18 protein-coding genes are annotated in these 21,672 nt (G+C 52.8%); 2 read left to right on the forward strand and 16 right to left on the reverse strand.

The window, feature by feature from the left end; all coding sequences use genetic code 11:
* Positions 1 to 10 precede the first annotated feature (10 nt).
* The 7 genes from hisS to yfhM all read right to left on the reverse strand — a co-directional run bounded on the left by hisS (position 11) and on the right by yfhM (position 12,991).
* Positions 11 to 1,285: a histidine--tRNA ligase gene (gene hisS, locus A31E_RS10250; RefSeq protein WP_001107164.1), complete on the reverse strand. Its 1,275-nt coding sequence runs from the start codon at positions 1,283 to 1,285 to the stop codon at positions 11 to 13.
* A gap of 110 nt (positions 1,286 to 1,395) precedes the next feature.
* Positions 1,396 to 2,514 carry a flavodoxin-dependent (E)-4-hydroxy-3-methylbut-2-enyl-diphosphate synthase gene (ispG, locus tag A31E_RS10245; protein ID WP_016249072.1) on the reverse strand — a complete coding sequence of 373 codons (1,119 nt, stop codon included), beginning with the start codon at positions 2,512 to 2,514 and terminating at the stop codon, positions 1,396 to 1,398.
* Between the two features lie 26 nt (positions 2,515 to 2,540).
* The gene (gene rodZ / locus A31E_RS10240) at positions 2,541 to 3,551 is read right to left on the reverse strand and encodes a cytoskeleton protein RodZ (RefSeq protein WP_001090818.1); all 1,011 of its coding nucleotides are present in this window, start codon (positions 3,549 to 3,551) and stop codon (positions 2,541 to 2,543) included.
* A 284-nt stretch (positions 3,552 to 3,835) separates the two neighbouring features.
* On the reverse strand, positions 3,836 to 4,990 hold the full coding sequence (locus A31E_RS10235) for a dual-specificity RNA methyltransferase RlmN (protein ID WP_000003330.1): 1,155 nt from the start codon (positions 4,988 to 4,990) through the stop codon (positions 3,836 to 3,838).
* A gap of 149 nt (positions 4,991 to 5,139) precedes the next feature.
* On the reverse strand, positions 5,140 to 5,571 hold the full coding sequence (ndk, locus tag A31E_RS10230) for a nucleoside-diphosphate kinase (protein ID WP_000963841.1): 432 nt from the start codon (positions 5,569 to 5,571) through the stop codon (positions 5,140 to 5,142).
* A gap of 148 nt (positions 5,572 to 5,719) precedes the next feature.
* Positions 5,720 to 8,032, reverse strand: coding sequence for a peptidoglycan glycosyltransferase PbpC (gene pbpC / locus A31E_RS10225; protein ID WP_016249073.1), 2,313 nt, complete (start codon positions 8,030 to 8,032; stop codon positions 5,720 to 5,722).
* Positions 8,033 to 12,991 (reverse strand): alpha2-macroglobulin, encoded by a 4,959-nt coding sequence (yfhM, locus tag A31E_RS10220; RefSeq protein WP_016249074.1) that lies wholly within the window; start codon positions 12,989 to 12,991, stop codon positions 8,033 to 8,035.
* Positions 12,992 to 13,197: 206 nt separating this feature from the next.
* Here yfhM and sseA point away from each other — a divergent pair, with 206 nt between their 5' ends.
* Both sseA and timP read left to right on the forward strand, forming a co-directional pair.
* On the forward strand, positions 13,198 to 14,043 hold the full coding sequence (gene sseA, locus A31E_RS10215; protein WP_000108593.1) for a 3-mercaptopyruvate sulfurtransferase: 846 nt from the start codon (positions 13,198 to 13,200) through the stop codon (positions 14,041 to 14,043).
* Positions 14,044 to 14,186: 143 nt separating this feature from the next.
* Positions 14,187 to 14,312 carry a small toxic inner membrane protein TimP gene (gene timP / locus A31E_RS26465; RefSeq protein ID WP_249415905.1) on the forward strand — a complete coding sequence of 42 codons (126 nt, stop codon included), beginning with the start codon at positions 14,187 to 14,189 and terminating at the stop codon, positions 14,310 to 14,312.
* A 31-nt stretch (positions 14,313 to 14,343) separates the two neighbouring features.
* On the opposite strand, the gene sseB is transcribed toward timP, so the two are convergent.
* The 9 genes from sseB to iscS all read right to left on the reverse strand — a co-directional run bounded on the left by sseB (position 14,344) and on the right by iscS (position 21,665).
* The gene (gene sseB, locus A31E_RS10210) at positions 14,344 to 15,120 is read right to left on the reverse strand and encodes an enhanced serine sensitivity protein SseB (RefSeq protein WP_010378943.1); all 777 of its coding nucleotides are present in this window, start codon (positions 15,118 to 15,120) and stop codon (positions 14,344 to 14,346) included.
* Positions 15,121 to 15,327: 207 nt separating this feature from the next.
* The gene (pepB, locus tag A31E_RS10205; RefSeq protein WP_016249075.1) at positions 15,328 to 16,611 is read right to left on the reverse strand and encodes an aminopeptidase PepB; all 1,284 of its coding nucleotides are present in this window, start codon (positions 16,609 to 16,611) and stop codon (positions 15,328 to 15,330) included.
* Between the two features lie 58 nt (positions 16,612 to 16,669).
* Positions 16,670 to 16,870 (reverse strand): Fe-S cluster assembly protein IscX, encoded by a 201-nt coding sequence (gene iscX / locus A31E_RS10200; RefSeq protein WP_000523616.1) that lies wholly within the window; start codon positions 16,868 to 16,870, stop codon positions 16,670 to 16,672.
* Between the two features lie 11 nt (positions 16,871 to 16,881).
* The gene (gene fdx, locus A31E_RS10195; RefSeq protein WP_001124467.1) at positions 16,882 to 17,217 is read right to left on the reverse strand and encodes an ISC system 2Fe-2S type ferredoxin; all 336 of its coding nucleotides are present in this window, start codon (positions 17,215 to 17,217) and stop codon (positions 16,882 to 16,884) included.
* A gap of 1 nt (position 17,218) precedes the next feature.
* Entirely contained in the window at positions 17,219 to 19,069 is a 1,851-nt protein-coding gene (gene hscA / locus A31E_RS10190) for a Fe-S protein assembly chaperone HscA (protein ID WP_001516878.1), read from the reverse strand.
* A gap of 16 nt (positions 19,070 to 19,085) precedes the next feature.
* The gene (hscB, locus tag A31E_RS10185) at positions 19,086 to 19,601 is read right to left on the reverse strand and encodes a co-chaperone HscB (protein WP_000384411.1); all 516 of its coding nucleotides are present in this window, start codon (positions 19,599 to 19,601) and stop codon (positions 19,086 to 19,088) included.
* 95 nt (positions 19,602 to 19,696) lie between these two features.
* Positions 19,697 to 20,020, reverse strand: a complete 324-nt coding sequence (gene iscA / locus A31E_RS10180) for an iron-sulfur cluster assembly protein IscA (RefSeq protein WP_000028953.1) — start codon at positions 20,018 to 20,020, stop codon at positions 19,697 to 19,699.
* A gap of 16 nt (positions 20,021 to 20,036) precedes the next feature.
* Positions 20,037 to 20,423: a Fe-S cluster assembly scaffold IscU gene (gene iscU, locus A31E_RS10175; protein ID WP_000331707.1), complete on the reverse strand. Its 387-nt coding sequence runs from the start codon at positions 20,421 to 20,423 to the stop codon at positions 20,037 to 20,039.
* Positions 20,424 to 20,450: 27 nt separating this feature from the next.
* Positions 20,451 to 21,665: a cysteine desulfurase gene (gene iscS, locus A31E_RS10170; RefSeq protein ID WP_001295373.1), complete on the reverse strand. Its 1,215-nt coding sequence runs from the start codon at positions 21,663 to 21,665 to the stop codon at positions 20,451 to 20,453.
* Positions 21,666 to 21,672: the final 7 nt, after the last annotated feature.

Genomic DNA, 21,672 nt, shown 5'->3' on the forward strand with positions numbered 1-21,672 from the left:
TTCTCCTTCCTTAACCCAGTAACGTGCGCAAATGCGCGGCTACGCTATCCTGCGCAACTGCCGTTTGCTCACCAGAGCGCAAATCCTTCACTACTGCCGTGCCGTTGGCCACTTCGGACTCACCCAGCACCACAGCAACACATGCGCCCCATTTATCAGCACGGGCAAACTGTTTCTTAAAGTTGCCGCCGCCGTGGTTGGTCATCAATTTCACGCCAGGTAATTCATCACGCAGACGCTCAGCTAATGCCATAGCCGCAGATTGAGTATCAGCACCTGAGGCCACCAGGTATATATCGACAACAGGATCGGCTTTAAATTCCGGATTAACTGCCTGAACTAACAACACAAGACGTTCGAGGCCCATTGCAAAACCCACTGCCGGTGTTGCGCGTCCGCCCAGTTGTTCCACCAGACCGTCATAACGACCGCCTGCGCACACTGTGCCCTGAGAACCAAGACTGTTAGTCACCCACTCGAAAACGGTACGGTTGTAGTAATCCAGACCACGAACCAGACGCTGATTTACGGTGTAGGCGATACCTGCGCTCTCCAGCAGTTTGCAAAGACCAGCAAAGTGCTCGCGAGACTCTTCGTCCAGATAATCGCCCAACGCCGGAGCATCGTTAAGTAGCGCCTGCACTTCCGGATTCTTGGAGTCCAGCACGCGCAGCGGGTTGGTATACATGCGGCGTTTGCAGTCTTCGTCCAGCTTTTCTTTATGCTGTTCGAGGAAAGCAACCAGCGCATCGCGGTAATTGGCACGCGCTTCCAGCGAACCAATTGAGTTCAGCTCGAGGGTAACGTGTTCAGAGATACCCAGCGCGCGCCACCAGCGGGCGGTGAGCATAATCAGTTCGGCGTCGATATCCGGGCCTTGCAGACCGAAGACTTCGCAGCCCAACTGATGGAACTGACGATAACGCCCTTTTTGCGGACGCTCGTGACGGAACATTGGTCCGATATACCACAGACGCTGTTCCTGATTGTACAGAAGACCATGCTCGATGCCGGCGCGTACACAGCCCGCCGTCCCTTCAGGGCGCAAAGTCAGGCTGTCGCCATTGCGATCCTCAAAGGTGTACATCTCTTTTTCAACCACGTCGGTGACTTCACCAATCGCACGTTTGAATAGCGGGGTCTGCTCTACAATCGGCAAGCGGATTTCACTGTAACCGTAGCTGCCGAGCACGTTTTTCAGTGTGCCTTCAATGCGCTGCCAGATGGCCGTTTCGCCAGGCAGGTAATCGTTCATGCCGCGAATGGCTTGAATGTTTTTTGCCACGTTTATTCTCTTTCTGAATATAAAAATGAACCCTCAACGCTTCCCTCAATATTTCGGGAGCCATGCGGGTTCAATCATACACGGGAAGCGAGACGCTTCCCATCACGTTATTATTTTTCAACCTGCTGAACGTCAATTCGACGCGCTTCGTCCAGTTGGCTGGCTTTTGCACGAATGCGTGCTTCCAACTGGTCGATCATGTCGTTGTTGTCCAGACGGTCTTTGCGCACGCCATCTTCATAGAGGCCGCTTTTCTTGTTGCCGCCCGTGACGCCAAGCGTGGAAACCAACGCCTCGCCAGGACCGTTCACCACACAGCCGATGATAGAAATGTCCATCGGGGTGATGATATCTTCCAGACGCTGCTCCAGCGCGTTGACCGTACCAATAACGTCGAATTCCTGACGAGAACAGGTCGGACAGGCAATGAAGTTGATCCCGCGCGAACGGATCCGCAGCGATTTCAAAATATCAAAACCGACTTTGATCTCTTCAACCGGATCTGCCGCCAGTGATACGCGCAGCGTATCGCCAATGCCTTCCGACAACAGCAGACCTAAACCAATAGCGGATTTCACTGCCCCGCTACGTGCGCCACCGGCTTCGGTAATACCCAGATGCAACGGCTGATCGATCTGTTTTGCCAACAGACGGTAAGACTCCACGGCCAGGAAGACGTCAGACGCTTTCACGCTGACTTTGAACTGATCAAAGTTCAGGCGATCGAGATGATCAACATGACGCATAGCGGATTCCAGCAGCGCCTGCGGCGTCGGTTCGCCATATTTTTCTTGCAGATCTTTTTCCAACGATCCGGCGTTAACGCCAATACGAATCGGAATGTTTTTATCGCGCGCGCAGTCAACCACCATGCGAATACGCTCTTCATTGCCGATATTACCAGGGTTAATGCGCAAGCAATCAACGCCATATTCCGCCACTTTCAGCGCAATGCGATAGTCGAAGTGGATGTCGGCCACCAGCGGCACATTAACCTGCTGCTTGATAAGTTTGAACGCTTCTGCAGCGTCCATCGTCGGTACAGAGACGCGAACGATATCGGCACCGACACGTTCCAGCGCCTTTATTTGATTGACCGTCGCTTCGACATCCGTCGTGCGCGTATTAGTCATGGACTGTACGGCGATGGGAGCACCATCGCCAATCGGCACATTCCCAACGTAAATACGTGTTGATTTTCTACGTTGAATTGGAGCCTGGTTATGCATGAAAAATCTCCCGCGTTACCCGTCTGTTACTGCGCCGGTGATTGTTCGGCATTTAGGGTCAGACGCGCAACCTGGTTAGTTCTGATAAAACGACTCAGATCGACAGGTTTCCCTTGATACTGGATCTGCACTGCGGCTGGCGCACCAATTTTCAGTTTATACGGTGCCTGACCGGCTAAATTCAAATTACCGCCTTTACGTTGCATCCCGCTGAACAGTTTTTTACCGGTAGCATCGGTAACTTCCAGCCAGCAATCGGCGGTAAAGTTCATGACCAGTGCATTAGGATCAGCCGCTGGCGTTGTTACAGCAGCCTGATCGGTTGGCAATGGTGCTGCGGCATCTGGCGTCGTTGTTGCAACCGGAGCCGCCGGTGTAGTAGTGGCCGCAGTATCAACATTCGCCTGCGAAGGAGGAACAACCGCGTTCTGCTGTGGATCTACAGCAGGAACTGGCGTCGTCACGGCTGGCGCTTGCGTGTTCGTAACGGTGGTCTCCGCCGCCGATGGCGACGTAGTGGTACTGTTCTGATCAGTAGCCGTATCTAACGGTACACTCTGGCTCTGGTTATTATTCAATTCCGCGGTAGATTGATCAGCCATCGTGGTGATCTCTTCCTGCTGGGCTTTGTGATCCTGCCACCACCAGGCACCACTCAGGCCAATCACTACAAACAGAACCAGCCAGGTAAAGGTCATCAACCAGCCATCGCGTTTTTTACGTCGCTTCCCGAGGGAGAAACTCTGCATCGGCGCAACTTTTGCGGCCCGCAGAGGTGCCTGCTTTTCCAGCCCTGGCAGCAGTTCTTCTTCTGGAATATGGACCAGACGCGCATAAGAGCGGATATACCCGCGCAAGAATGTTGAAGCAAGATCGGCTGGTGCCTTATCTTCTTCAATGTCGCGTACCGTGGAAACCTTCAAACAAAGTCGTTCGGCAACGGCTTGCTGGCTAAGTCCAATTTGTTCACGGGCATTACGCAAGCGAGCGCCGGTGGTAAGTGCTTCATTTTGGTCGTGCGTGGCTTCAGTATTCATTCGCTGCAGGTACGTTTAAATGAGAATTGGGATGCCGGTGAACCATCACGCCCACCCACACCGCGAAACATCTGTAAGGTTAACCTTTATCATACAGTATAAGACTGTCTGTGTGCTCGTGACAAAGCCCACGTGAATCAAAGCTAACTTACTGTTGCATCGTTACATACTGCCTTAAAGTCAGCAAAAACGCACCGTTAATATTGATCAGACAATTGCAACTTAATGCGACATTCATAAAACATTACGCCACGGTACATAAAGTAACCGTGGCGTAATGGCTATCAGACCGTTTTAATGTCGATGGTTTCACCCTGCATCCGTTTACGCAGAGTACGTTTAGTACGGTCGATGACATCTCCCGCTAACTGGCCACAAGCGGCGTCGATATCATCACCACGGGTTTTACGCACAATGGTGGTGAAACCGTAGCTCATCAGCACTTTTGAGAAGCGATCGATACGGCTGTTCGAGCTACGACCATACGGCGCACCCGGGAACGGGTTCCACGGAATCAGGTTGATCTTACACGGCGTATCTTTCAGCAGCTCCGCCAGTTGGTGCGCGTGTTCAGTACCGTCATTAACGTGGTCGAGCATCACGTACTCGATAGTAACACGGCCCTGGTTAGCGTTGGATTTCTCCAGATAACGGCGCACCGCGGCAAGGAAAGTTTCGATATTGTACTTTTTATTGATCGGTACAATTTCGTCACGAATTTCATCATTTGGTGCATGCAGAGAGATTGCCAGTGCAACGTCAATCATATCGCCCAGTTTATCCAGCGCCGGAACCACGCCCGAAGTAGAGAGCGTCACGCGGCGTTTAGACAGGCCAAAGCCAAAGTCATCGAGCATGATTTCCATCGCCGGAACCACATTGTTCAGGTTAAGCAGCGGCTCGCCCATGCCCATCATAACAACGTTAGTGATTGGGCGCTGACCGGTGATTTTTGCTGCGCCGACGATTTTCGCCGCCCGCCACACCTGGCCGATAATTTCCGACACCCGCAGGTTACGGTTAAAGCCCTGCTGGGCAGTGGAACAGAATTTACACTCCAGCGCACACCCTACCTGCGAAGAGACACAAAGTGTGGCTCGGTCATCTTCCGGGATATACACCGTTTCGACGCGCTGATCGCCCACGGCAATCGCCCATTTAATGGTGCCGTCAGATGAGCGCTGTTCTTCAACCACTTCCGGTGCGCGGATTTCCGCCACCTCTTTCAGCTTGCCGCGCAACACTTTGTTGATGTCGGTCATCTCATCAAAGTTGTCGCAGCAATAATGATACATCCACTTCATCACCTGATCGGCGCGGAAGGGTTTTTCACCTAACTCTTTAAAAAACTCCCGCATCTGCTGACGGTTGAGATCCAGCAGGTTGATTTTCCCATCTTTCGTGGTGACGTTTTCAGGTGTGACTAATTGTTCAGACATATGCTATTCCGGCCTCGTTATTACACGTTATGGCCCCTGGAGGGTTGAAAAAAGAAACGCCCCGGTGAGCGGCTGCTCGTCCGGGGGCGCTGCATTGTACAAATTCTGGCGCACGGATGCCACGTTTGCACGCGGCATTTACGAAATTATTAACGCGTGCGCGGACACACTTCGCCTTCACCGAAGAAATAAGCGATTTCGCGAGCGGCAGATTCTACGGAATCAGAACCGTGGGTGCCGTTTTCAGTCAGGCTGTCAGCGTAATCAGCACGCAGAGTACCCGCCAGCGCATTTGCCGGGTTGGTTGCGCCGAGCAGATCGCGGTGACGCTGAACCGCATTTTCGCCTTCCAGCACAGAAACCACGATCGGGCCAGAGGTCATGAACTCAACCAGACCATCAAAGAACGGTTTTCCATCGTGTTCAGCATAAAAACCACGAGCCTGTTCAACGGTCAGGTGCAGCATTTTAGTGCCGACAATTTTGAACCCTGCAGCTTCGAAGCGCGCAAAGATACTACCAATGACGTTTTTTGCTACCGCGTTCGGTTTGATGATGGAAAAAGTACGTTCAATAGCCATTTTTACCTCTGTAAATTGTTCTGTTGTTGTCTGTACCAGCGTACGAGATGGCGCGGATTATAATGAGCAACAAGGCCGTTGACTATTGATGAAGGTAACATTTTTTTAAAATAAACCGAGCTTAAGCAACAAACCGTCGTGAAACAGACTACTGCATGGAAAATCTCACCGTCGCTACTTGCCCCATTTCATCCATCACCAGTAATTGATAATCGCCTTTTTCACTCAAACGCAGCGTAACGTTACGCCCACGTTCAGTTAACGGCTCACCATTAAGAAACCACCAGCGTTCACCTGCGCCACCACTGGTTTGCACAGGCAAAGAAGCATCAGCAGTGCCAGGTAATCGCTTAATAATGGTGCCATCACGTACTCCTGTTAGTTGCAACGGGAGTTGGGCATCGCGACCGTATGGCGGGCACATTGTCGATGCCGGAGGCAAACGCACAGCCCGGCGTTCCGGAGCAGGCAGCCAGGGTTCCAGCGGTAGCGGCCAGACATTTATCATTTCTTGTCGCGCCTGTGGACAATCGGCGGCGACTCGTTTGCTATTTTCATCCAGCCAGATAGGGAAACGTATGCCATTAATCCCTTCCTGCTCCGGCAGTAACAGAGTTGGCGGCTGGCTTCCATCCAGTAACCAGGTTGCCAGGCGACGCCGACAGTTACTGTCACCTTCCGGCAAAGACTGCCCGCCCGGCCAGCAGATAACACCACGGCTTACAGAGTTCGGACGTGGGTCTTCTGGCAGATTTGCACTGCGCGACAGTAAGATATTATTGACCTGATTCAACAGCGGTACGGCGCTGGCAAAGCCAAACTGACCAACAACAGGCGTACCGTCCGGCCTGCCGGTCCAGATACCGATGATATAGCGAGCATTTATACCTATCGCCCATGCATCTCGATAGCCATAACTGGTGCCAGTTTTCCATGCCAGTGGTACGACGCGCGGCAAAGCGCCATCCGGCAAGGGTTGCGCTTCATCAGCCATGATCCGGCGGATGATCCACGCAGCCCCCGGCGACATTAAGGGGCGTTCAAGCAGGGGGTCGTCAGGCTGTAAGCGCAATTTACCTGCCTTACCGCGGCGAGCAAAAGCGGTATACGCTGCTGCCATATCTTCCAGTTTTGCACCTGCGCCACCGAGAATGAGCGACAGATTCGGCGCAGCACCGTTGGGCAGAAACAGCGGTAACCCGATGTTACGCAGCTTTGCCGCAAACCGTTTCGGACCATAGGCTTCCAGCACCTGCACGGCGGGTAAGTTCAGCGAGCGCACCAGCGCCTCGCTCATGCTGATCGGGCCATGAAATCCGCTATCAAAGTTACCTGGTCGATAATCGCCGGTGCGTCGGGGGACGTCCTGCAACAACGATGCCGGATGGATCAATCCCTCATCCAGCGCCAGACCATAGACAAACGGTTTAAGCACCGATCCCGGCGATCGGATCGCATTAACCATATCGACATGACCAAAGCGTGAATCATCATTGAGATCAACCGATCCTACCCAGCCGCGAACACGCATATCAGTATGATCAACCACGATCATCGCCAGTGAACTGCGCGGCGGCAATCGTCCTTTCCAGTTTAGCGCCAGTTCTTCCAGACGCCGCTGAAGGCCTGCATCCAGTGTAGTAACGATTTTGTCGCTTTTACTTTTACCGAGCATCATCCGCGAAAACAGCGGTGCCAGTTTTGGCATCTGTCTGGGTGCCAGCCAGACAGGTTCTTCGATTGACTCTTTTACCTGCTCACGGGACCATACACCTTGCACTGCCATCCGTTTGAGCACTTTATTACGCGCAGCCTCGGCACGCTCCGGCCAGCGATCCGGGCGCAGCCGACTGGGTGCTTGCGGTAATACCGCCAGCATTGCTGCCTCGGAATAGCTTAAATTTGCAGGCGATTTCCCAAGATAAGCCCAGCTTGCTGCCCCAACTCCCTGCAACGTACCGCCAAACGGGGCGCGATTAAGATACAAAGTCAGAATTTCACGTTTAGACAGATGCCACTCCAGTTGAAACGCGCGCCAGAGCTGACGAATTTTGCCGCCAAACGTTTTGGGGTGAGGATCAAGCAGACGCGCCACTTGCATGGTGAGCGTGCTACCGCCAGAGATAACCCGACCAGAAGTCAGATCCTGCCAGGCTGCGCGCGCCACCGAGAACGGGTTTACGCCCGGATGCTTCCAGAACCAGCGATCTTCGTAATTAATCAGTGCTTCAATATAACGTGGAGAAACATCTTCGATTGCTACCGGATAACGCCAGATACCATCTGCATCAGCAAAGCGCCACAGTGGCGTACCGTCCTGCGCCACAACCACGCGTGCGGGATTGACTTCATGTAGCGGCAGAGGCCAGAGTTTATCTGCTCCCCACGCCGCCAGAATGATGATAAAAGGCGCGGCTGCCAGCGTTATCCAGCAGCCGCGTTTTGTTAACAGACGAGGCATTTACGGTCTGACAACCAGCAAATCTTCAGTCGCACCCGTCGCCCGCCATTGGGGAACATACATCGATTCCACCATCGGCTGCGGCATCTGATACGTTCCCGGCGTTACCGCCCGCGCCAGATATACCAGCGTTACCGGTTGATATTCATCAACGGCAACCGCGGCCACAAAGCGATCGTCACGGAACTCAATGTGCTTAATGCTCGCTTGCTGCATTTGATTGAGCAAGTTTTGCACTTCGCTACCACTTTGTTCCAGACTGGCGCTGCCGTTCGCCAGGTTCTGGTTTTCCAGTTCCAGACCCGCTGGCAACAAATCAACCACCAGCGCATCCGGCACGCTGTTACTGGCTTTTACCTGCAACCAGACCAGCACCAGATCGCCACTACGCAACGAGTCCAGAGACTTGCTCTTACCATCAGTACCTAATATATGGCGCTCAATTTGCAGAACATTATTCGCTGGAAGCGGTGCGGACTGCGGATAACCGCTGGCATCCACACGCAGCCATAGCGGTTGGTCGCCACTGTTGGTTACCTGCAAAGTTGCAAGTTGATCGCTATTCAGATTGCTGTTTTGCGCTTTCTCGCCTGTCAGCGGTGCGGCAGAGAAAGACGTTTGCGCCTGCCATTTGCCCGGTAAATCCTGAATCGCACGGGCAGCCAGGAACAACGCGTTACTTTCCTGAGTTGATAGCCAACGTTCACCAAACGCCTGCTGCGAAAGCGTGTTCAATAAGGTGTTCTGATCATCTGGCAACAGTTTGTTCTCTTCCAGCAAGGAGAGCATCAACGCGTTGTCGCGCAGTGGGCTACCGTAATCGCCCAGCCATTTCCGCTCATCATTGCGCGGCGTTTTCAGCGCCAGTGCAATCGCTTCTTCACCACGCGTCGCATCGCCCATCGTTTTCAGCGCAACGCCAAGTTGCAACAGTGGCAAACCCGAAGCAGCATCTGCACGACGCTCCCAGATTTCACGCAGTGCACCCAGCGGTGCTTTTTGCTGCCGTGCCAGTACCAGCGCAGCATAAGACTGTATGGCAAACTTGCTGGCTTTGAGGTTATCCGCATACGGAATCGACATCATGCCCGGATCTTGTAAATAGCGCAGCAGACGCTCATTTCCCCGGTTAATGACTTCTGTCGGCACGCTGTAACCCTGCTCACCTGCGCGAACCAGAAAATCCATCACGTAAGCAGTCAGCCAGTACTCTTCGTCACCGTTTTTATCCCACAGCGCAAAGCCGCCGTTATCACGTTGCATTTGCAGCAAACGCGAAATGCCAATATCGACTGCCGCACGGCGTTTATCATCACTGTCGCCTTTGATACCCAATGCCTGTAGCTGGGCGGCGTTGGTATAAAGTGACGGGAACAGGCCGCTGGTGGTTTGCTCCAGACATCCGTAAGGATACGCTTTTAACTCTTTAATATAACGAGCAATGTTCAGCGGTGGTTTGCCGCTCAACAACAACTGTCCTTCCAGCGTAACAGGCGAGAAGTTTTGCAATCCATCAGTTGGCATCGCCCATGTTTCACCAGGCTGCAACGCCGTACCATAATTGACCGTTTGTGCCGGGAATGCCGGACGGACGCCAATTTTCCACTGCTTATGCTGATCGGCAACGGTTTCACCCGGTAACACTAACCCGCTAATGGTGGCCCGAATTTCGCCATCGCCATAGCCCGCCAGTGCGCGTACCGGGATAAACAGCGTAGTTCGCACGCCTGGCGCTAATTCAACGCCTGCGGGCGAGTTACTCACCAGTTCAAGTAAACCGCTGGCGGTCAGAGCAACGTTCAGTTTTTGCGGTTTATCGGTAAGATTAGTGATATCCAGCGTCAGACGCGAGGTATCGCCGCTGGCCATAAAGCGTGGCATATTCAGTTCCGCTATCACCGGTGCGGCAACAACCACTTTACTTTCGCTGCTGCCGAAGTCATCCGCTGTCCAGGCCTGCGCCATGACTCGTAGCTCACCATTAAAATCGCCAATGGGTAGCGTAACCGTACCTTCCCCCTGTTCGTTGAGCGTTACCGGCTGTGCCTGTTGCGCAACAATATTGACGTGGTTCACGGGCGGTTTACCCCCGCGTTTCAGCTCATCGCCATCGCCACCAAAGCGCAGCGCTGCCAGACGTCCCTGACCTTCAATAACCTGACCGTAAATATCGTAAATATCAGCACCATAACGTTTCTGACCAAAGAATGCCTGCCACGGATCTGGTGTAACGTAATCAGTGATATTCAGCACACCACTATCAACGGCCGACACCAGCACATTCACCTGTTTTGGCATCTCACCATTTTTATTGCTGGCTTTGATTTTCACGGTTAATGGCTGATTGGGGCGCATTTTTGTTGGTGTTTCCAACGCCAGATCGAGGCGACGGTTTTCATCGCCAAGCGGCAAATGCAACACGCCAACCGCACGTTTTGGCGTCGCGGAACGAGATTTATCTCCCGGACGAACCACCAGCGTACTTAAATAGAGGTCATGTCGATTCCAGGTTTTATCGACCGGAATCGTCAAATCCAGCCCTTGTGCCGGGACATCAATCTCTTGCCACCACAGCGGCCCTTCACTGGACTCGACCATCGCGTAGCCTTTACCCGCCGTTGGCGCAGCAATATGCAACTTGATCGTATCGCCAGGTCGATAACTGGCTTTATCCAGTTTCATCGTGACACGGTCTGGTCGCACCGCACCGCTACCGTCGCTATTATCCTGCCAGCTATATCCGGCCCAAAAACGCACGCTACTGACCGCTTCATTCGGCGCTTTGACTTCCAGACGATAAGCGCCCCACTCTACCGGGAAACTCACTTTGCCGGTTTCACCCGCTTGCAGATCCAGTGTTTGCTCATTTTCGATCAGATCTTTTTGATCAAACTGCGACCGCCAGCCTTCATCTTCCGACCAGTTCCAGTAGTAATCACGACGTTCACGAATCAGTCTCACCTGCAAGCCCGACACGGCTTTTTTCACGCCCTGTGCATCGCTATAAACGATATCAAAAGCAGCGTTACTGTCTTCATCAACAATGGGCTGTTTTACCGTGCTGTCAGTGCGGTAATCGTAAACCGATTTTGATGAGAACTGCGGGCGGATCCCTGGCAACGCATCCGCAGGCCAGATAGCCTGTTCAACACGGCGCGTCACCGGGCGGCCGCCGGATTCCAGTAAACTCCCCTGGAAAATAACCTGCAATGGAGAATGTGTTTCTTTCCACTGACTTTCTGTAGAAACTTCGCCGCGCCCTTTATCATCCAGCGTCAACTGGACTTCATCCAATGATCGGGAAAGGTTTTCGGCAGCAATATCACCAAATTCGAAACCGGGTAATGCGGCAACCGCTTCACGCAGTGGCCGCAGGAAAAGCTGCCCCTGCAAGGTATTACCGTTAGCAGGCGCTCCGTACAGGTAGTAACCCACCACAGAGAATTTCACCTCATCTTTCGGCGTTAACGGCGTTTTCTCGCCACTCAGATTCAGCGCCATACGCTCAGGCATGAAATCTTCGACGTGGAAATCCCACATTCGATACTGGTTATCGCCCGTGTTAGCGCGGATATGCCACATGCCTGTTGGCGCACTGCTATCGAGTGGCCAGGTAAAGTGATAGAGGCCATTTTGCGGCTGACTAACGACGCTCCTAAGAACCTGCCCGTCGGGTTTAATCACGTCCAGTTTGACAGGTTGATCCGGTAACATTTTACCGTCCGCATCCCGCAATAACCCATTGAGAATTACCGTTTCGCCAGGGCGATAAAGATCGCGCGGGCCAAACATAAAGAACTGCTTGCTGTAGCCTGGCGCGCCTGCAATGTTAAATTCCGCTAAGTCCAGCGCCGGAAGTTTTAAATCAAGCAACGTTGTCTGACCGTCTTTACGCGCCAGCAGCAGTGCCGCGTTTTTGTCATTTTCCAGTTGCACATGGCCCTGTGCATCACTGGTCGCCTGAGTCAGCGTCTGCCCTTCCTCATTTAATAACGAGACTTCAATTCCTTGCTGAGCCGCGCCGTTTTCCAGGCTTTGGGTAAAGATATCCAGACGATTGTGATAACGGTGGGCCGATACGCCAATATCACTTAACGTAAACAACGTAGCCGGATTACTGTAATCGTAACGTCCGGCCTGATTCATCACCGCCAGATACACGCCCGCCTGTTGAAGCGGCTTGATATCGCCCAGCGGCAGCAATAATTTTTCACGGGTGTTACGCGCAGGATTGAGATCAAAACGCCCGGTGTAGACCAGATCAGCCATCTGCAATAGTTTGTCCGATTGCCAGTTCGCCAGCGAATTGCGGTATTCCCACTGGCTAATGAAAGCAGGCAGAGATTCAGGCTTCACACGGAAGAAGTTAACATCGACATTATTAACGTTGAGCGCCATTACCGGCAGCCCTTCAACGACTTTCCCGGGCAGCAGCGAACCACGGCTGGCAAAACCGACGCTGGGTTGGATATCGCGGGTAGAAATCGTTTTTTCGTAATCTTTACTGAAGGTTGCGTTATTGAGAGCTTTGACCTCCTTGCCAATAGTGACGATCAAATCACGTTTAGGTTCAAGGTGGCGCAAGCGTAGCTCTTTGAGATTATCTGATAGCTCCCAGGCACCATCCACTTTGCCGCTCTTTTTATCGACGACATGGATAACACGCGAGAAATCCTGATCCGGGTCGAGGGGGATGGAGAAAGTCAGCACCAGCGTGGCTGCGCCATCGAGTTGTACTTCAGAGAGATCCAGCAATGTCAGTGCTTTACCGGCACTCTGTTGTGCCAGTTTTTGTCGCTCCACCGCGGAGGTTTTTGCAGAATTCGTATTTCCCGACGATGTGTCTTTAGCAACTTCTGAGGACGCGTCTTTTTTCACCTCTATTGGCGCGTTATCGTTGTTGTCGCACCCTGCCAGCGCCAGCATTAACATGCAGGCGGCTATGCGTAACTTTTTCATCTCTCATCCCTGCCACAATGGCCCGTTAGCAACATCGAATAATTATTATGCGTGAGAAATGACGTTATGTAATTCACTATCACGCCTACAGAATCCGAATTTTAGTGAGAAATGTGGCTCAGACAGCCAAATCAGTCTCTTTTGCTTGTCGCTTTTCGGCAAACATCCGACAATTTAGCTTAACCCCGGCAAAAATGGAGATGCCTATGTCCACGACATGGTTTGTAGGAGCCGACTGGCTCGCTGAACATATAGATGATCCGGAAATTCAGATTATTGATGCCCGTATGGCACCGCCCGGACAGGAAGATCGTGACATTGCCCAGGAATATCTCAATGGACATATCCCCGGCGCAGTATTTTTCGATATCGAAGCACTTTCCGATCACACTTCCCCGCTTCCGCACATGCTGCCACGCCCGGAAACATTCGCAGTGGCAATGCGTGAACTGGGCGTTAATCAGGACAAACATCTGATTGTCTATGATGAAGGTAACCTTTTCTCTGCACCGCGCGCATGGTGGATGCTGCGCACTTTTGGCGTGGAGAAAGTGTCGATTCTGGGCGGTGGACTGGCGGGCTGGCAGCGCGATGGTCTTCTGTTAGAAGAGGGCGCGGTGGTATTGCCGGAAGGGGAGTTTAACACCGCGTTTAACCTGGAAGCCGTGGTGAAAGTGACCGATGTGTTATTGGCAAGCCATGAAAAAACGGCGCAAATTATTGATGCCCGACCGGCAGCGCGTTTTAATGCTGAAGTTGATGAACCTCGCCCAGGTTTACGTCGTGGGCATATTCCCGGCGCGCTGAATGTTCCGTGGACGGAGTTGGTGCGCGAAGGCGAACTGAAGACGACCGATGAACTGGATACAATATTTTTTGGACGCGGCGTCAGCTATGACAAACCGATTATTGTCAGTTGCGGTTCTGGCGTAACGGCAGCCGTCGTGTTGCTGGCACTCGCTACGCTGGATGTGCCAAACATAAAACTGTACGACGGTGCATGGAGTGAATGGGGGGCACGGGCAGATTTGCCGGTCGAGCCAGTGATATAAGCTTTTTATTGCTGGTCTGGTTCGCGGCCTTTCCAGCAGATTGACTTGTGTTGCATAAGCAACGCAGGTGCTTCACAGCGCTTGCTATCGCGGCAATATCGCCAGTGGTGCTGTCGTGATGCGGTCTTCGCATGGACCGCACAATGAAGATACGGTGCTTTTGTATCGTACTTATTGTTTCTGGTGCGCTGTTTTCCCAGGTAAATAATAACCGGAGTTTCTCTGGTAATAATTTACTGGTGGCTAACAACCTTCAGCGCAGCAAGTAAGCCCGAATGCCGCCCTTTGAGGCGGCATATTTTATATTATCCGATTCTGTTTAAAATCACGCAGGAATCCACCCCAGCGACGTTCATAGAATGGCGCAATATGTTCGGTAATAAAGTGGCTAATTCCTTTTTCCCCTTTTTTCACCTGACAAATATCGATAGGTTCATCGCCCGGTAACGTATCGGTCGCCACGCTTCCCGCCGCCTGAATAATTTCTTCGATATCGCCATCTGCTTCAATACCAATAAGCAAATTAGGTTGTGCCTCTTCGCTTTCTTTAATTGAACAAATAAAAGCGCGCTTCACCGGCTTAATGGTTTTAAATAAGGTGGTGAGCGAATCAATCATTTGTGCTGGCGGCTCTGCGACTTCCGATAATATCAGCGACTCGCCACCTTCCAGCACTTCCTGACTGCTCAGTGGGTTTCCCTCTTCACCGATCAGCAAACTGATTTCACGCGGCATAAACTCTTTGCCGGTGGGCAGTTTTGCATTAAGGAAGAGCGTTTCACCAAGGGTCATCTCAAACAGCGTGCGAACGGGCATCACGACAAATGCTTGTTCGTCTTCAACCGCCTGTTGAAGTGCTTCTAACGAGGTGAAAAAAGGAATGACGCTGGTGCCATCTTCTTTTTCCCAGTGCTGTAAATCAAGTGCACTATCTTCAGCTACTGCCTCGCCCTGCGCCGCTGTACCCGGCACCCAGACAGTGGATTCCAGTAGAGTGCGGAAAAAGGCCGGACGGTGTGCCGGTTCGGTTGCTGCTTTTTCCAGCAGGTCTTCAAGTTCATTTTTTGTTTCGGACATAAGAACCACAATTCATTCAACGTTCTGGGCGCAAGTGCCTGATGCGCTACGCTTATCAGGCCTACAAGTGAATCGCAATTTGTTGAATTTGCAATACTTTGTAGGCTGGATAAGGCGTTTACGCCGCATCCAGCATGAACAAATGCACTTTGCCAACGGTCTGATAAAAAAACCGGATGTGGCTTGAACCGCATCCGGCATAAAAGATTACGCAGTTAACAGATTGGCAATCGTGCGCACACCCAGCCCGGTCGCGCCCGCAGACCACTGCTCAACCGGCGCTTTACGGTAAGTCGCTGAGCAGTCAATGTGCAGCCAACCTTGCTGATAGTTATCAACAAAGTGCGACAGGAAGCCCGCCGCCGTACTCGCCCCTGCCGGATAAACCGCGCTTCCGGTATTGTTAAGTTCGGCAAAGTTTGACGGTAACTGGTTACGATGGAACTCCGCCAGTGGCAGACGCCAGAATGGTTCATTCTCCTGCGCGGCACTCGTCAGCAAACGCCCTGCCAGCGCATCGTCAAAACTGAACAGTGCGTGATAATCATTACCCAGCGCGGTTTTCGCCGCTCCGGTCAGGGTCGCAGCATCAATAATCAGTTCCGGTTTCTGCGCGCTGGCATCAATCAGGCCATCTGCCAGCACCAGTCGCCCTTCCGCATCGGTGTTCATCACTTCGACTTTTTTACCGTTGCGATAGGTGATGATATCGCCCAGTTTGAACGCGTTGCCGCTGATCAGGTTATCCGCACAGCAGAGGAACAGTTTCACGCGTTTATTCAGACCGCGCGTAATAGCAAATGCCAGCGCTCCGGTAACCGTTGCAGCACCGCCCATATCGGACTTCATCGAGTCCATAAACGCGGTCTGTTTGATACTGTAACCGCCGGAATCAAAGGTGATGCCTTTGCCTACCAGGCAAGCGTATACCGGCGCTTCTTTATCGCCCGTTGGGTTATAGTCCAGCGCCAGCAATACCGGGGAACGTTCTGATCCGCGTCCAACGGTGTGCAGCCCCATATAACCCTGCTCGCGCAGATCTTCGCCTTTAGTGATCCGGTAAGTCACACGATCGCCCGCAACGTTGCTGATCAGATCAACAGCACGCTGCGCCAGTTGTGATGGCCCCAGTTCTTCAGCCGGTGCGTTGATGGTGTCACGCACCCAGTCGATGATCATCAGGCGGTTATCCAGTTCCTGGCGTTGTGCATCGTCCAACTCCGGCCACTCGACTTTACGCGTACCTTTAGGCGCTTTGTAACCCTGCCAGAACGCCCAGCAACGATCCACATCCCAGCCTTCACCGCTTAACTGAACATGCTTAATGCCCAGACCGTCAATCTTGCGCGCCGCACGCTGGATCAGCCCCAAATCGTCAGCCCCGGTCAGGTGCAGGGTAATGCCATCATTATTAATGCTGTAAGTCGCTTTTTCTCCCCAACGCGCATCAGCAGGTTGGGAAGAAAGGGTAATTTTCATCGCTTCTGTCATTTTAGTTATCCTTATTTGTTTAACAGCAAAACGGGCTACCCCCAGGCAGCCCGTTTATTCACTCAGCTTCGTCCAGCCAGACTAACAAAATCGCTTCGAGGATTTTCTCGTTAGATGCCTGCGGGTCGTCGTCGAAATCTTCCAGATCGCAAATCCACTGATGCATATCGGTGAATCGAACCGTTTTCGGGTCGAGATCGGGATACGCATCGTACAGTGCTTCGCCAATTTCGCGGCTATCGGTCCACTTAAGTCCCATACTAACCTCTGTTAATGCTCACGCGCATGGTTGATAGTGTAACGCGGAATTTCGACCACTAAATCTTCATCGGTGACGCGCGCCTGGCAGCTTAAACGGCTTTCCGGCTCCAGCCCCCAGGCTTTGTCCAGCATGTCGTCTTCCTGCTCAGAGCTTTCCGGCAACGAGTCAAAACCTTCACGAACGATACAGTGGCAGGTGGTGCAAGCGCAGGATTTTTCACAGGCGTGTTCAATCTCGATGCCGTTACGCAGCGCAGCGTCGAGAATGGTTTCACCGCTCTTAGCTTCCAGAACAGCACCATCAGGGCAGAGATCCTGATGAGGCAAAATAACAATCTTTGGCATATTAAACCTCGTCCACGGAATGGCCTTTCAGCGCACGACGAACCGACTGGTCCATGCGGCGAGCGGCGAAATCCTGGGTTTGTTTGTCTACGTTTTTAATCGCTTGTTCGATGGCGTCAACATCATCGCCCTGCGCTACTTCACTCAGGTGAGCAGCGGCATCGTCGATGACCTGACGTTCTGCGGTGCTTAACAGCGCGGCATCCGCAGCCAGCGCGCCGTTCAGACTTTCCAGTACGCGCGCCGCTTCGACTTTTTGTTCAGCCAGCATACGGGCTTTTACGTCCTGCTCGGCATAGCTCATTGAGTCTTTAATCATTGAGGCGATTTCGCTGTCGGTCAGACCATAAGAAGGTTTGACCTGAATAGACGCCTCAACGCCGGTGGATTTCTCCATCGCCGTCACACTTAAAAGACCGTCGGCATCGACCTGGAACGTTACGCGAATATGCGCACCGCCAGCCGGTAACGCCGGGATCCCACGCAGCGCAAAACGTGCCAACGAGCGGCAATCCTGCACCAGTTCACGCTCACCCTGCATAACATGGATAGACATTGCCGTCTGACCATCTTTAAAGGTGGTGAAATCCTGGGCGCGGGCCACCGGAATGGTGGTATTACGTGGGATCACTTTCTCCACCAGGCCGCCCATAGTCTCAAGGCCCAGCGACAGGGGGATCACGTCGAGCAGCAGCATTTCACTGTCCGGCTTGTTACCCACCAGAATATCAGCCTGAATCGCCGCGCCAATGGCGACAACTTTATCCGGGTCGATGGAGGTCAGTGGCGGACGACCGAAAAATTCGCCCACCCGTTCACGCACCAACGGCACACGGGTAGAACCGCCAACCATCACCACTTCCAGAACTTCATCAGCCTCAACGCCCGCGTCTTTCAGCGCGCGACGACAGGCCAGTAAGGTTCGTTTAACCAGTGGTGCGATCAGTTCGTTGAATTGTTGACGGCTGATTTCGCCCTGCCAGCCCGCAACATTAACAGTCACGGAATCGGCATCGCTCAGAGCGATTTTGGCCGCAATGGCGGCATCCAGCAGTTCACGCTGAACGCGGTTATCGCTACGGTCAGGAATGCCCGCCTGCTCGCGAATGTAATCCGCCAGCAGATGGTCGAAGTCATCACCACCGAGCGCAGAATCACCGCCGGTCGCCAGCACTTCAAACACGCCGCGACTTAAACGTAGAATGGAAATATCAAAAGTCCCGCCGCCGAGGTCATAAACGGCAATCACACCTTCCTGACCGGAATCCAGCCCGTAGGCGATAGCCGCAGCGGTCGGTTCGTTGAGCAAGCGCAGGACATGCAGGCCAGCCAGACGCGCTGCGTCTTTGGTGCCCTGACGCTGGGCATCGTCAAAGTACGCCGGAACGGTGATAACCACACCATCCAGCTCGCCAGCCAGGGCTTCAGTTGCCCGTGCTGCCAGTGCTTTGAGGATGTCCGCAGAAACGCGCACCGGGTTCAGCAGTCCCGCCGCCGTTTCAATCATCGGCAGACCATTCTCGCTGGCCTGGAATTGATAAGGCAGATGCGGATAGCGTTGCTGGATATCAGCCAGCGAGCGCCCCATCAGGCGTTTAACAGAACTAATGGTGTTGGCGGTGTCAAGCGCTGCATTAGTACGCGCGTCATACCCCACCGAATGCCCTTGCTGTTGATAGTGAACAACAGACGGCAGCAGGTGACGGCCTTCATGGTCGGCTAACGTTTCGGCCTGACCGCTGCGTACTGTCGCCACCAGCGAGTTGGTTGTGCCCAGGTCAATACCGGCCGCCAGACGACGCTGATGCGGCGCAGCACTCAAACCAGGTTCACTAATTTGTAATAAGGCCATGTTTAGCTTCCAGAAATTAAAAATCGAGCAGTTTTTCTTCGAGTTGTTCGGCACTGCTTCGCAGTTTATCGAGAAAACGCAGCTTACGCACGGTATCCGCCGCCGCGTCCCACGCCTCGTTGTCTAACTGTTCAACCATCAACTGATGGCGGGTATCAAACATCTTTTTGACGCGTTTGATAAAGCTTTCCAGCCGCGCTTCGTCTTTCGCCTGTTCGATCTCGTCCAGCTCCTCGCGCAGCTCCAGTTGTTCCATCAGGAACGCGGTGTCGCGCACTGTATGCTGCTCGCTGGCAAGATCAAAACCGTGCAGCGAAAGCAGGTATTCTGCCCGCATCAATGGATGACGCAGCGTTTGCCATGCCTGGTTAATGGTTGCGGATTGCTGGACGGCGGCGAGTTGTTCCGCCTGGCTTCCGCTGGCGAATTTATCAGGATGATACTGACGTTGTAGATCCTGAAAACGCAGGCTCAATGCCTGGGTATCGAGTTGATAACGGGCAGGCAAGCCAAAGAGGGTGAAGTAATCCATAACATTCTCAGGGCTGCGATCCGCCGCAATGACGGCGAATCAGGTAAAACAAACCCCACGCGCAGGCGACCACGGTGGGGTTATCGGTATGCGCATCAGACGTGGAAGCTTTCGCCGCAACCACATTCATCTTTTACGTTCGGGTTGGTGAATTTAAACCCTTCGTTCAGGCCTTCTTTTACGAAGTCCAGTTGCGTACCGTCCAGAAATTGCAGGCTTTTGCCATCGACCACGACTTTCACGCCTTTGTCTTCAAACACGATGTCTTCCGGCGTCGGTTCGTCAACAAATTCCAGTACATACGCCATACCTGAACACCCAGAGGTTCTCACACCCAGACGCAGGCCAAACCCTTTACCGCGGTTAGCCAGAAAGGTATTTACTCGCGCTGCTGCACTGTCGCTCAGTGTAATCGACATAACCAAACCTCAACTCTTATTTTGCTTCACGTTTGCTTTTATAGTCCGCAATGGCGGCTTTGATCGCGTCTTCTGCCAGAATAGAACAGTGAATTTTCACCGGTGGCAGTTCAAGTTCTTCAGCAATATCGGTGTTTTTGATCGCCTGTGCTTCGTCGAGAGATTTCCCTTTCACCCATTCGGTCACCAGAGAACTGGAAGCGATAGCGGAACCGCAGCCGTAAGTTTTAAAACGCGCGTCTTCAATGATACCTTCATCGTTGACTTTAATCTGCAACTTCATCACGTCGCCACAGGCTGGTGCACCCACCATGCCGCTGCCCACGTTTTCGTCGTTGTTGTCGAAGGAACCCACGTTACGCGGATTCTCGTAATGGTCGATAACTTTTTCGCTGTAAGCCATTATAAATTCTCCTGATTCCGATACCGATTAATGATGAGCCCATTCGATGCTGTTCAGATCCACGCCCTGCTTGTACATTTCCCACAGCGGAGAAAGGTCACGCAGACGACCAATGGATTTACGAACTAACTCGATGGTGTAGTCGATCTCTTCTTCAGTAGTAAAACGACCTAAAGAGAAACGGATAGAGCTATGTGCCAGCTCGTCGTTCAGCCCCAGCGCACGCAGCACGTAGGACGGTTCGAGACTTGCCGACGTACAGGCGGAACCTGAAGAAACCGCGAGGTCTTTCAGCGCCATAATCAGCGACTCACCTTCAACGTAGTTAAAGCTGACGTTGAGAATGTTCGGCGCACCGTGTTCCAGGTCACCGTTCAGGTAAACTTCTTCGATATCTTTGATGCCGTTCCACAGACGGTTACGCAGGCCGCGCAGACGTTCCATCTCGGTCGCCATCTCTTCTTTTGCGATGCGATAGGCTTCGCCCATACCCACGATCTGGTGAACCGGCAGTGTACCGGAACGCATACCGCGCTCGTGACCGCCGCCGTGCATTTGCGCTTCAATGCGCACGCGTGGTTTACGACGCACATACAGCGCGCCAATACCTTTCGGACCGTAGATTTTGTGACCGGAGAAAGACATCAGGTCAACTTTCAACTGGCTCAGGTCGATAGGCAGTTTACCCACGCTCTGGGTTGCATCAACGTGATAGATAATGCCGCGGGCACGGCACATTTCACCGATAGCCGCGATATCCTGTACCACGCCGATTTCGTTATTCACGTGCATGATAGAAACGAGGATGGTGTCATCACGCATCGCCGCTTCGAGTTCTTTCAGATCGATAATTCCGTTACGCTGCGGCGCCAGGTAGGTGACTTCAAAACCTTCACGCTCAAGCTGACGGCAGGTGTCCAGTACCGCTTTGTGTTCGGTTTTGCTGGTGATGATGTGCTTGCCTTTTTTCTGATAAAAGTTGGCTGCACCTTTAATTGCCAGGTTGTCAGATTCGGTGGCGCCAGAGGTAAAGACGATTTCACGCGGGTCAGCACCGACCAGATCGGCAATCTGATTACGGGCGATATCTACTGCTTCTTCAGCCTGCCAGCCGAAACGGTGAGAACGGGAGGCCGGGTTACCAAAGGTTCCGTCCATCGTCATAAACTGCATCATTTTCTCGGCAACACGCGGGTCCACCGGCGTGGTTGCGGAGTAATCGAGATAAATCGGTAATTTCATTGCTCTA

The sequence above is a fragment of the Escherichia sp. KTE159 genome, assembly GCF_000408805.1.
Classification (GTDB): Bacteria; Pseudomonadota; Gammaproteobacteria; order Enterobacterales; family Enterobacteriaceae; genus Escherichia; species Escherichia marmotae.

What these genes read in the sequence shown, in the direction of transcription:
- pepB (WP_016249075.1), bottom strand. Translation starts at nt 16,611, where the DNA reads ATGACAGAAGCGATGAAAATTACCCTTTCTTCCCAACCTGCTGATGCG.
- iscA (WP_000028953.1), bottom strand. Translation starts at nt 20,020, where the DNA reads ATGTCGATTACACTGAGCGACAGTGCAGCAGCGCGAGTAAATACCTTT.
- iscU (WP_000331707.1), bottom strand. Translation starts at nt 20,423, where the DNA reads ATGGCTTACAGCGAAAAAGTTATCGACCATTACGAGAATCCGCGTAAC.
- ispG (WP_016249072.1), bottom strand. Translation starts at nt 2,514, where the DNA reads ATGCATAACCAGGCTCCAATTCAACGTAGAAAATCAACACGTATTTAC.
- hscB (WP_000384411.1), bottom strand. Translation starts at nt 19,601, where the DNA reads ATGGATTACTTCACCCTCTTTGGCTTGCCTGCCCGTTATCAACTCGAT.
- sseB (WP_010378943.1), bottom strand. Translation starts at nt 15,120, where the DNA reads ATGTCCGAAACAAAAAATGAACTTGAAGACCTGCTGGAAAAAGCAGCA.
- iscS (WP_001295373.1), bottom strand. Translation starts at nt 21,665, where the DNA reads ATGAAATTACCGATTTATCTCGATTACTCCGCAACCACGCCGGTGGAC.
- A31E_RS10235 (WP_000003330.1), bottom strand. Translation starts at nt 4,990, where the DNA reads ATGTCTGAACAATTAGTCACACCTGAAAACGTCACCACGAAAGATGGG.
- ndk (WP_000963841.1), bottom strand. Translation starts at nt 5,571, where the DNA reads ATGGCTATTGAACGTACTTTTTCCATCATCAAACCGAACGCGGTAGCA.
- yfhM (WP_016249074.1), bottom strand. Translation starts at nt 12,991, where the DNA reads ATGAAAAAGTTACGCATAGCCGCCTGCATGTTAATGCTGGCGCTGGCA.
- hscA (WP_001516878.1), bottom strand. Translation starts at nt 19,069, where the DNA reads ATGGCCTTATTACAAATTAGTGAACCTGGTTTGAGTGCTGCGCCGCAT.
- iscX (WP_000523616.1), bottom strand. Translation starts at nt 16,870, where the DNA reads ATGGGACTTAAGTGGACCGATAGCCGCGAAATTGGCGAAGCACTGTAC.
- sseA (WP_000108593.1), top strand. Translation starts at nt 13,198, where the DNA reads ATGTCCACGACATGGTTTGTAGGAGCCGACTGGCTCGCTGAACATATA.
- pbpC (WP_016249073.1), bottom strand. Translation starts at nt 8,032, where the DNA reads ATGCCTCGTCTGTTAACAAAACGCGGCTGCTGGATAACGCTGGCAGCC.
- fdx (WP_001124467.1), bottom strand. Translation starts at nt 17,217, where the DNA reads ATGCCAAAGATTGTTATTTTGCCTCATCAGGATCTCTGCCCTGATGGT.
- rodZ (WP_001090818.1), bottom strand. Translation starts at nt 3,551, where the DNA reads ATGAATACTGAAGCCACGCACGACCAAAATGAAGCACTTACCACCGGC.
- timP (WP_249415905.1), top strand. Translation starts at nt 14,187, where the DNA reads ATGAAGATACGGTGCTTTTGTATCGTACTTATTGTTTCTGGTGCGCTG.